The sequence below is a fragment of the Polycladidibacter hongkongensis genome (assembly GCF_001561995.1).
In the GTDB taxonomy this organism is placed as follows: Bacteria; Pseudomonadota; Alphaproteobacteria; order Rhizobiales; family Stappiaceae; genus Pseudovibrio; species Pseudovibrio hongkongensis.
Genome location: NZ_LLWC01000010.1, coordinates 172,789 through 183,263 on the forward strand (window position 1 = coordinate 172,789; position 10,475 = coordinate 183,263).

8 protein-coding genes are annotated in these 10,475 nt (G+C 55.4%); 2 read left to right on the forward strand and 6 right to left on the reverse strand.

What is annotated here, in order from left to right; all coding sequences use genetic code 11:
• The first annotated feature begins 233 nt into the window (after nt 1-233).
• The gene (locus AYK82_RS05675; protein WP_172795193.1) at nt 234-1,289 is read left to right on the forward strand and encodes a tetratricopeptide repeat protein; all 1,056 of its coding nucleotides are present in this window, start codon (nt 234-236) and stop codon (nt 1,287-1,289) included.
• Nucleotides 1,290-1,466: 177 nt separating this feature from the next.
• Here AYK82_RS05675 and AYK82_RS05680 read toward each other — a convergent pair whose 3' ends face one another.
• Together AYK82_RS05680 and guaB are read right to left on the reverse strand one after the other, a co-directional pair.
• The gene (locus tag AYK82_RS05680) at nt 1,467-2,759 is read right to left on the reverse strand and encodes an RsmB/NOP family class I SAM-dependent RNA methyltransferase (RefSeq protein WP_068312449.1); all 1,293 of its coding nucleotides are present in this window, start codon (nt 2,757-2,759) and stop codon (nt 1,467-1,469) included.
• Nucleotides 2,760-2,992: 233 nt separating this feature from the next.
• A complete protein-coding gene (gene guaB, locus AYK82_RS05690; RefSeq protein WP_068312455.1) occupies nt 2,993-4,495 on the reverse strand; it encodes an IMP dehydrogenase in 1,503 nt (500 codons plus the stop codon).
• Nucleotides 4,496-4,921: 426 nt separating this feature from the next.
• Between guaB and AYK82_RS05695 the strand changes: the two genes are divergently transcribed.
• Nucleotides 4,922-6,229, forward strand: a complete 1,308-nt coding sequence (locus AYK82_RS05695; RefSeq protein WP_068312458.1) for an Hsp70 family protein — start codon at nt 4,922-4,924, stop codon at nt 6,227-6,229.
• Here AYK82_RS05695 and AYK82_RS05700 read toward each other — a convergent pair.
• The 4 genes from AYK82_RS05700 to AYK82_RS18100 all read right to left on the reverse strand — a co-directional run.
• Nucleotides 6,226-7,197 carry a TDT family transporter gene (locus AYK82_RS05700; protein ID WP_068312462.1) on the reverse strand — a complete coding sequence of 324 codons (972 nt, stop codon included), beginning with the start codon at nt 7,195-7,197 and terminating at the stop codon, nt 6,226-6,228. The genes AYK82_RS05695 and AYK82_RS05700 overlap by 4 nt on opposite strands.
• A 154-nt stretch (nt 7,198-7,351) precedes the next feature.
• Complete coding sequence (locus tag AYK82_RS05705) at nt 7,352-8,065, reverse strand: RlmE family RNA methyltransferase (RefSeq protein WP_068312465.1); 714 nt, start codon at nt 8,063-8,065, stop codon at nt 7,352-7,354.
• Nucleotides 8,062-9,681, reverse strand: a complete 1,620-nt coding sequence (locus tag AYK82_RS17705) for a Ppx/GppA phosphatase family protein (protein ID WP_208976407.1) — start codon at nt 9,679-9,681, stop codon at nt 8,062-8,064. The genes AYK82_RS05705 and AYK82_RS17705 overlap by 4 nt, the downstream gene beginning before the upstream one ends.
• Nucleotides 9,682-10,176: 495 nt before the next feature.
• On the reverse strand, nt 10,177-10,475 hold a 299-nt coding region (locus tag AYK82_RS18100; protein WP_172795194.1), incomplete at its 5' end, for a hypothetical protein.

A 10,475-nucleotide genomic window follows, 5' to 3' on the forward strand; every position in this document is an offset into this window, starting at 1 on the left:
AGATAGTTCTTACCCAACGGATTTAGTGGTTTTTTGCCAAGATTTCAATGGCATCTGTCTCATAGTGGGCTTTGACGAAGCCGCCTGTGCCCCCTAATCTCGCAGAAGCTCATGACGATGATTCGGAGATTGCTTATCCACCCGATAGTCATGCGCTGGCGGCGTATCTCCAGTTTAGGGCAAATAAATTGGGGCACGACGCAGGAGAGAGGTTTTTTAGGGGCATGACCGGCATGACGCATAGCAACGAGCATCAAGGCGAAGTCGACAGAGCTTTGCGCCGGGTTGCTGTTTTGGAAAAAGCGGGACGCTTTAAAGAAGCCCTGCCGATCTACAAAGATCTGATTGGCCGTTTCCCAGAGGAAATTGAAGTGCTTTACCAAATGGCGCTGTCCTTAATGCGCGGCGGCGATTTGCGAGAGGCTATCAACACACTGCGCAAAGTGCTGTTTATGAAACCCGAGCATTTGAGCGCGCGTACCAGCATGGGAAATGCGCTCTATCTACTTGGTTACCCGGACCAAGCCGAAGCCGCATTCAGTGCAGTTCTCGAGGTTGCCCCACAAGAGCGCAATGCGCTTTATGGCATGGCTTTGCTCAGTTTCAATCGAGAAGCGTTCAAGACTGCACAATCCTATTGCCAGCGCTTGTTGGATATTGTTCCAAGCAGTGCAGCGGCACACGTATTGATGGCCGACACGCTAGCAGCTTTATCCTCTGTTGACGTTGCAATCGTTCACTATCGTAACGCCTTGCGCAGTGACCCTACTATGCCGGGGGCCCTTTTCGGGCTTGCAAAACTGCTCGTCCAGCGCAAACGCCCACGTGACGCCCGGGCATATCTTGAAAACGCCTATGCACAACAGCCGCATAATCAGGAGATCAAACTCGCACTCGCCCAATGCCTTGTGCACGAAGATCAGGCAGCGGAAGCGGCATCTTTGCTGGAGAGTATCCATGAGTGCGAACCAGACAACCTTGAAGTCCTTCTAGAACTCTCAGCGGCAGAGCGACGGCTTGGGAATAACAATCGTGCTGTTGGTTATGCAGCGCAGGCGTATCGTTTGATGCCGCAAAGCCAAGAAGTTGGCAATCGATTGGGCTCGGCACTTTCCGCAATCGGCGAAAAAGAACTTGCCCGAGAACTGTTAACAGCGATGGCGCAGAAGCGAAATATTAGCCTGAACATCCTGGAAGCGATCCGCGACATTGGCGAGCGGGAGCTGAAAGCAACCGGTGACGACGAAAGCGCACCAGACACGGATGAAACAGGAAGCGCCCAAGACTAGACCGCATTTACAAACAGATGAAGGGCCGCTCATTTATCTCTGTGCTGCAGTGTAGTTCTATCGGGCAGAGCACTGCGGCTATGTCCGCAAAAAATAATGGGAACTGCTTTTGCAGCTCCCGTCATTTTTTGCGGTCGGCAAGCCTGTGCGACTCTTAACGGCAACTTTAATCTGCGCTTAAGAGTGTCGCTGGAGTTTTGCGATAAAGAAGCCGTCGGTATTAGTATGCGCTGGAGTGAGCGTGAGCATACCTGGTGCACTAAAAATCGGGCTCACCTTTGTCTCAGGGAACGCGCGTTCCCACTCAACTTGCATATCCATCGCAGAAAACTCCGCGTGAGTTGAAAGGAAATGAGCCACCTGATGCTGGTTTTCTTCAGGCAACAATGAACATGTGGCGTAAACCAAAGTTCCGCCCGGACGTACATAACGCGCCGCTTCAACCAGAACCTTCTGCTGATCTTGCAAGCGGCCCTGCAGAGCGTTAGGTGTGACGCGCCATTTGGTGTCAGGTCGCCGACGCCAGACCCCCGTCCCTGTGCATGGCGCATCAACCATAACACGGTCCATTCGCCCCTCAAGCTCTTTCAAGTTCCCTGTCTGCGGATCGACCACTTGAATATTGCGTGCGCCTGCGCGGGACATTCTGTCGTATAGAGGCGCAAGCCGCAGTTTGCTCGCGTCATATGCATAAATTTGACCACGATTTCCCATGAGTGCCGCCAGCGCCAAACTCTTGCCGCCGCCACCCGCGCACAAATCAAGCACTTGTTCACCAGGCCTCACGCCTACAAGGGAAGCTGCTACTTGTGAGGCTTCATCTTGCAGTTCAAACCAGCCTTTGCGGAACCCTTCTTCTGCCTGCACATGGGGCGCTTTGCGGGCGCCGGTTACTGGTGCCAGTCGAAGCGCTGTAGCGGTTAGACCGGTGGTTTCGGCCTGCAAATGGGACAAGCGCCCCGAAAGCTTTTCCTGCGATATTTTCAGCAGGTTACAGCGCAGATCGATTGGCGCACGCTGCGCGAGAGCCTGACCAATCGCAACTGCCTCATCTGCGAAATTTTGCTCAAATTTCTCAAAGAGCCATTGCGGCATATCCGCGGCTTCATAGCCGGTACGCTGAGGCGCCTCGACCGTTGCCAGCGCTTCGCGCTCTAATGCGCTCAGGGGCTCTGGAGAATGATGATCTGTGGCCAAAACCGTTTCCAACTGTTCGAACTCGTGCCCCCAGCCGAAGCGGTAGGTGGCAAGAGCCAAAGCGCGTGGAGAGCTATCCCGCATGCGATTGGCATAGGACAGCTTGTGGCGCAGCGCATCAAAAACCAGATTACCGATGGCAACACGATCGCCAGAACCGGCAAAACGGTGTGCATTGCCCCAGTCTTTCAGGGCCTCTTGCACTGGACGGCGGCGCGTCTCTATTTCTTGCAGAACTTCAATTGCGGCTGCCAGCCGACCACCGTCACGCATTTATGTTTCCCAGAATAAGTATGTTTGGCAATGAACTTGGCGGTACACGTCGTTGTGCCGCAGTTCATATCTTTGAGTTGCCTGATGATTACTGCATGTTTGTGCGGATTAAAACCACTTCGCCCAAGTTTTTTGTCGGTATTTGCGAGGGGGAGCGCTCGTTGCACCTCCAAGCACATAAAAAGCGAGGCAGTTGCCTCGCTTTTTTAACGCTCTTTTACAATAGCGATTAGTTAGACATTGCTTGGATAGTTCGGTGACTCGCGCGTGATCGTCACATCATGAGCATGGCTTTCGCGGAAGGACGCAGCCGAGATTTGTACGAAACGTGCACGGTCACGATATTCGGGAATAGTTGGCGCGCCGACATAGCCCATGGAGGCGCGCAGCCCACCTGCAAGCTGATGCAACACTGAAGACAGCGGCCCTTTGTAGGGCACCTGCCCTTCGATACCTTCTGGAACCAGCTTCAACTTATCAGAAACTTCGGCTTGGAAGTAGCGATCGGCAGAACCACGCGCCATTGCACCAACGGACCCCATCCCTCGATAAGATTTGTAGGAGCGCCCCTGATGCAAGTAGACATCGCCCGGACTTTCTTCGGTGCCTGCAAGCAGTGATCCAACCATCGCCGATCCTGCACCGGCAGCAAACGCCTTAGCCATGTCGCCTGAGTATTTTATGCCACCGTCTGCAATGATTGGCAGGCCCAGCTTGGTCGCTTCATCTGCGCATTCCAACACAGCTGTCAGCTGCGGCACGCCAACACCGGCAACAATGCGGGTGGTGCAGATAGACCCCGGCCCGATGCCGACCTTAACAGCGTCCGCGCCCACATCTGCAAGTGCCTTGGTCGCTTCGCGAGTGGCGACGTTACCAGCGACCAGTTCCACCTTCGGGAAAGCCTTGCGGAACACTTCCAGCTGCGAGATCACCCCTTGCGAATGGCCATGGGCCGTGTCGACGACCAGCACATCCACTCCGGCATCAACCAAGGCTTCGGCACGGGTGCGACCTTCATCGCCCACACTGGTGGCGGCGCCAACAAGCAGGCGGCCTTGTGCGTCCTTGGAGGCGTTAGGGTTCAACTTGGCTTTTTCAATATCCTTCACGGTAATCAAGCCAATGCAATTATAGGCCTCATCCACCACAAGCAGTTTTTCGATGCGGTGTTGGTGCAGCAGTTTTTTCGCCTCGGCTTGGGAAATGCTCTCGCGAACCGTGACAAGATCTTCGCGGGTCATCAGCTCGCAAACCAGCTGCTCTTTGCGTGAAGCGAAGCGGACGTCCCTGTTGGTGAGCACGCCGACAAGGCGGCCAGTGGTCACCCCGCCTTTTCCGGCATTTTCCACCACTGGAATGCCAGAGATGTTGTAGGCCTGCATGAGGTTCAAAGCGTCTTGCAAGGTGGCATCGGGGCCAATGACCACCGGGTTTACCACCATGCCGCTTTCAAACTTTTTCACTTGGCGGACTTCTTCCGCCTGCCGCTCGTGATCCAGATTCTTGTGAATGATGCCGAGGCCGCCTGCCTGCGCCATGGCGATTGCCAAACGGGACTCTGTCACCGTGTCCATGGCGGCGGAAAGGATTGGCAGGTTTAGGTGGATGTTACGGGTGATCTGTGAACGCAGATCCACTTGCGCCGGAAGCACCTCGGAGTGTCCGGGCAAAATCAACACATCATCAAAAGTGAGAGCTTGATCGCCGAAAGATGGCGTGAAGAACGTTGCCATTGCCAATTTCCCTTCTAGAAATATAGGCCAGCCTATTCCGTTACTGCTTCATAACGGAGGGAGGAGCAGACTGTCGATTGGTAGAGAAGTTGACGCGGGTCTTTACCACGCGTTTTGCCGATTGGAAAGAGCGCATTTGCGATTATGCCTGATAAAAGCGGGAAGATGCTGCCATGTTGCAAGGCTATCGGTAAATCATGAAGTTTCCTTGGCGATAAACGCGATTATTCTTTCGCAAAGCGATTAAATATCCATGAAAACCGGCATGCAAAACGCATTCTAAAAGTTCGCTTAGAATCACGTGGCAGGTGTTGCAATCGGACTGCGAAACGCGTAGGTCTCCCCTCCCCTTATTGCCATTTTTGTTTCCTCATTGTCGTGGCCAATGCCCACAGGGGCCATCCGCGCCCAGCTTGGAGAGATGTTATGCAAGATTGCCTTGGCCTTGACTTTGGTACAACCAACAGCGTAATCACCCGCCCTTTTGCAGATGGCAGCGCGACACCGATCAGTTATACCCGCGGCGGACCGACCTATGAGAACTTTCGCTCGGCGCTCTCCTACGAAAACCGCGGCGGACGCATGCATAGTGAAGGTGGGCCATTTGCCATTGCACGCTATCTGGAACTGATGGAAGAGAGCCGGTTTATCCAGTCTTTTAAGACCTTTGCAGCAAGCAAGCTGTTTCAGGGCACTTTTATTGGCGGGCGTCCCGTGGGTTTTGAGCAGTTAATGTCCGATTTGATTGGTCATATGCTAGCGGCCGGGGTGGGATTAGAGCACCCCTTACCAAAGCGTGTGGTCGTAGGGCGGCCGGTTGAGTTTGCTGGTGCATCTGTTGATGAGGCCCTTGCCATGCAGCGCTATAGCGATGGGTTGGCGGCACTTGGCTTTGAAGAGGTGCTGTTTGTTTACGAGCCCGTGGCGGCGGCGTTTTTCTATGCGCAACAACTGCAAAGCGATGCATTGGTGCTGGTGGCCGACTTTGGCGGCGGCACCTCCGATTTTTCCTTGATGCACTTTAGCGGGGCTGGCGGCGAATTGCGCGCCACGCCTGTTGCGCAAGGGGGTGTGGGCATCGGCGGGGACACCTTTGACTACCGACTGGTGGAAAACGTGGTGTTGCCGCGCCTTGGGAAGGGGGGGACCTACAAAAACATGGGCAAGGAACTGCCCCTGCCCTCCGGTTATTTTTCCCAGTTTGCTAAGTGGAACCTGCTCTCGGTGTTCCGCTCCTCCGATATGTTCAAGGATATCAAGCGCACCATCCGCTATGCCACCGAGCCGGAAAAGCTGGAAATGCTGGTGGAACTGGTTGAGGAGGAGCAGGGCTATCCGCTGTATCTGGCGGTTTCGGACGTGAAAGCCGCGCTCTCCCAGCAAGAAGAAGCCGATTTTTGCTTTAATCCACTGGGGATGGAGCTGTCCGCCAAGATAACACGGGCGGAGTTTGAACACTGGATTGCGCCGGATATCGCGCGGATCGAACAGGCAATGGATGACACGCTGCTACGTGGCGGCGTCGCCCGCAAAGATGTGGACGTGGTGTTTTTAACCGGGGGTTCCTCGCGAATTCCGGCAATCAAGCAAGCTTTCGCCGGGTACTTTGGTGCAGAACGCGTGGCCTCAGGCGATGAGCTGGTGTCGATTGCCAATGGCTTGGCGATCATCGGGGCGCGAGAGGACGCTGGCAAATTTGCTGTTGATGCGCAGAGGATGCGGCAGTCTGTTTAAGCTGGTTGTTGGCGCAGTTCACGCCGATGGTTGGATATATAGCGCGCAACCACTACCGCGATCACACAGGTCGCCACAAATAGCTGCAGAAAGGCAAGCGCAGTCAGGGCTTCACTATGGGTTTGCCACTGCGCATGGCTTGCGGACCAACTCCCCACACGAAACAGGCAACTGGCGCAAATGACCAGCGGGAAGGTTAGCGCGGAAAGTGCGGGGGTGAAGGCCTGAAACAACAGGCGTGGCAATTGCATAATCAGCCACAGGTTTAGTGCCAGTGCAAGCAGGAGAAGCCCCAGGACAAACCACGCATCAGGCTGGCTGACGCAGTGCAGATAGGCAGCCAGCAGCAGACTGGCCGGGGCGCCCATGAGCCCCAGTGTTGGCCGTAATGGCTCTGGCAGCACAGGCAGCTTTACCAAACGATAGAGCACCAGTGGCAGCACGGCTACAAACAAAATTCCGCCAAATATCAGCAGATAATGCGCAAACTCATTGGCTAGGCTGTGCGATGTCTGATCAAATGGAAAAACCAGCACGGCGACGAGGATACCGACAGGTGGAATGAACCACAGCGGTGTTACCTGTGCCAGTGCGAAAGCTCGCACGCGATAAATGACAAAGAGCGCAAAAAATAGCAGGTGTAGCGCGGTTGCGGCCCACCAGACAATAATGGCGAAAGGCTCGTGAAAACGAAACAGCACGTTGGCGATTATGAGCATGGCCATTGCAAAGGTCGGAAGCACTGCACCGGTTGCGGGATGGCGCAGATCCTCCAGAAACGTCAGCGGCTGCGCTCCGAATTTGAGTGCTAAAGCGAACAGCAGCAAAGCTGCGGTTAATGCGCCGGAGAACTGCATCACACCAGAAAGTCCAAGCGCGGCCTCCCAGACCCAACCAAGCGCAGCAAGCGCCAAGGCCACCCCACTAAGCGGGGTTGGCAAGATCGACAGATGCTGTTTTGCTGGCATAGCGTAATGCCCCATTTCCTGCTGAGCGTTTCTCTCTGCCTAACGCAGAAGGTGACCCTGCACCATGCGTCAAGACGCCTTGCACATTCTTGGCGCGCATGATTGCATTTAGTGAATACGTCTTTTGTGAAAGTTTTCGCCGCTGCCTGTGGCGTTAATCGCGCTGTTCAGGCGTGCCGCGATAGCCTTTGGCCAGAATGAACATTTCCGGGCTGCCCTTACGGCTGGCAGGGGGCTTGATGTGATAAACGGTTTTAAAGTCTTTCTTGAGTTGTTGCAGCAGCTTGTTTTCTGCGCCACCGGCGAACACTTTGGAGAGGAAGTTACCACCCGGGGCAAGGTTTTGCTGGGCAAAATCAATCGCCACTTCAAAAAGGTAGGTGGTGCGCAGGTGGTCCGTTTGGCGGTGGCCTGTGGTGGGCGCTGCCATATCCGACATAACAAGGTCAGGCTTATGGCCGCCCAGTGCTTGCATGAGCAGCTCTGGCGCATCGTCATCAAGAAAGTCTTTTTGCAACAACACAACGCCCGGGATCGGCTCGACCTCGAGGTAATCAATGCCGACAATCAGCGGGTTTTCATCGGTAGAGCCAAGGATTGGTGCGGTGATCTGACACCAACCGCCCGGCGCTGCTCCCAAATCCACGACCCGCATGCCCGGCTTGAGCAACTCGTGCTTCTCGTTGATTTCCAAGAGCTTGTAGGCGGCGCGAGAGCGGTAGCCATCTTCTTTAGAGCGGCGGACATATGGATCATTAAGCTGGCGCTGGAGCCAGAGCGTGGAGGAGTAGGAGCGTTTGCGCGCTGTCTTCACCTTTTGAAACATGCCGCGATCGCCGCGGCCCCGGCCGCTACTATTCTGGCTCATCGCTCTTCCTTTCGTTTTTGCGGACGGCGCTTGCCCGGGGCAGTGCGCCATACTTTGTCTTCCGCCATTAATTCCATCAGGATACCTTCGCGCAATCCTCTATCAGCAACCCGCAAGCGTTCGCAAGGCCAGCGACGGCGGATTGCCTCAAGAATTGCACAGCCAGCCAAGACCAAATCGGCGCGATCGCGGCCGATACAGGGGTTTTCTACCCGTTCTTCATAGGTCATAACCAACAGGCGCTCAATCATGGCCGAAACATCGGCAGTATCCATCCAAGCGCCATCAACACGGCGACGGTCATAGCGTTTCAAGCCAAGATGCACACCGGCCAAAGTGGTCACAGTACCTGATGTGCCCAGCATATGAACATTGCCAGTGGCAATGGCGCGGGCGAGCTGTTCGCCCATTGGAAACTGCTCAAGCCGCTGGCTGACGTCTGCCACCATCGCTTCGAAGCTTGCAGGTGTAACATGGTGGCCGCCGTGGCGCTCTGCCAGATTTACAACTCCCAAGGGAAGTGATGTCCATGTGCGGATAAAGCGGGTTAAGGCGTAGCCCCGCGCGCCTTGCCGATTACGCAAGTCCAGCCAGACAATTTCCGAGGAACCACCGCCGATGTCAAACAACAAGACACCATAGGCTTCCGGGTCCACCAGCGACACGCAACCGGAAACAGCGAGCCGCGCCTCGGTCTCTTGCGAGACGATCTCCAGCTGCAAGCCTGCCTGCTTTTCCACTTGGCGAATGAACTCCTCGCCATTGCCCGCCGCACGGCATGCCTCCGTGGCAATCAGGCGCATGCGCTCGACGCCGCGCTCCACCAGTTTACTATGGCACACCTTGAGCGCCTCAATAGCGCGCTGCATGGCCTCGCTGGAAAGCTCTTTTGAACTGCCGAGCCCTTCGCCCAGACGAACAATGCGCGAATAGGCATCGACCACGCGAAACCCGCGGTGCTCTGGCCTTGCGATGAGCAGACGGCAATTGTTGGTACCAAGATCCAGAGCCGCATAAAGCGTTGAAGGGGCGTGCGCTGAAGACTGCGCGAAGCCAAAGCCGCTACGACGCTCGCCAGAGGGCCCTCGACGGGCCGGATAAGCTGCATCCCATGCGCTGTGTCGTTTATTGCCCGGGCGTGAGTGCTGATAGGCCTTGGGCTTCGACAGGTCGCTTTTTTCTTGCGTGCCCGCACGCTTTTGCAAGGTGGATTGGCGTTTATCAGATGCCACTTTGCCCGAACGGGTGGATTTTACACGCGCGGCATCGTTTGCCGCAGGTGCGCGCTCCTGCAGTTTAACAACACCGGCCTCCTGCGCCACTTCGACCACAGGCGGATTAACAATTTTTTGCGCCAAAGCACGTCGCTCAGCCCGATTGGGTTTTGAGCGCTTTGGCCGCTTTTGCCTCTTGATGCCTTCAGGGAGAGATGATCCTCCCCCCTCGCCAGCACTGAAGCTGGCTTGAGGACGCGGTTGCTCTCCCTTAGGGGCTGAAGCCCCGCTTTGGGAAGCAAGTTGATTGCGACGTCGGCCGCGCCGGTTTGCCTTGCGCTTGCCTTTCACGCCGGGCGCCCCCGCTCCGGCAACAGTGGAGCGATCACCCGTTTTGGTCACATAACGTGCTTTCGTGAGGCCCTGACTTGCAGGACACAGATATCTAAAGTTGTTGGCATTGTAACAGTTTGCGAGCAAACGGCAATCAACGAATACGCTTGCCCCAGCAAAAACTGCTGGTAGCGTTTACAGGACCTCGCTTTTGCCTAGAGAACAAGCCCGAAGGAACAGATTCCAATGGCCATCAACGCCGCACATAGGCCATTCTTGCAGGCACGACATGATCGATCTGTGGGGAACTGCGTGGTTTTGATAGCTTCATGCGCAGGTGAATAACTTTCTTGCAGATAGAACATTGACATCTGCCAGCGATCAAACTAGAAACCGTTTCACCGAAACATCAGAGAGATTGTAAAACTCTCGCCTAACCTATTGGTTCTACTGGGGATTAGTTTAATGGTAGAACAGCGCATAGCCGCAGTTTTGCTGAGATCCCATTGTAAAACTTTCAATAATATCCCCTCATTTCAGCTCTATTTGTAAAACCGGTCGCGTTCATTTTGGCTGTCTTGGCAGCTGTGGATCATCGCGCCAGCGGCGGGCGAGTTTGATCAGCCCCTCCGATAACGCCAACCCGCACATGCCGAGCATAAAGCCGGTGGCGCCCTCCACCCCTGCATCGGCGGGGCCAAGCCAGCGCTCCAGCACAGGGGCCACAACTGGGGTTAGATAGCCCGCCACCAGCGCCCCGACCACCGTTGCACCAATGGTGTTGGCAAGGCTGGCCCGCGGATGCACGATCACCCGAACAAGCCCGCCGCAGATACCGGCAAGCACATGCATCAGTTTAATTC

Bases quoted from the DNA above. Each gene is read 5' to 3' on its own strand.
- guaB (WP_068312455.1), bottom strand. From the start codon at position 4,495: ATGGCAACGTTCTTCACGCCATCTTTCGGCGATCAAGCTCTCACTTTT.
- AYK82_RS05675 (WP_172795193.1), top strand. From the start codon at position 234: ATGACGCATAGCAACGAGCATCAAGGCGAAGTCGACAGAGCTTTGCGC.
- AYK82_RS05700 (WP_068312462.1), bottom strand. From the start codon at position 7,197: ATGCCAGCAAAACAGCATCTGTCGATCTTGCCAACCCCGCTTAGTGGG.
- AYK82_RS05695 (WP_068312458.1), top strand. From the start codon at position 4,922: ATGCAAGATTGCCTTGGCCTTGACTTTGGTACAACCAACAGCGTAATC.
- AYK82_RS05680 (WP_068312449.1), bottom strand. From the start codon at position 2,759: ATGCGTGACGGTGGTCGGCTGGCAGCCGCAATTGAAGTTCTGCAAGAA.
- AYK82_RS05705 (WP_068312465.1), bottom strand. From the start codon at position 8,065: ATGAGCCAGAATAGTAGCGGCCGGGGCCGCGGCGATCGCGGCATGTTT.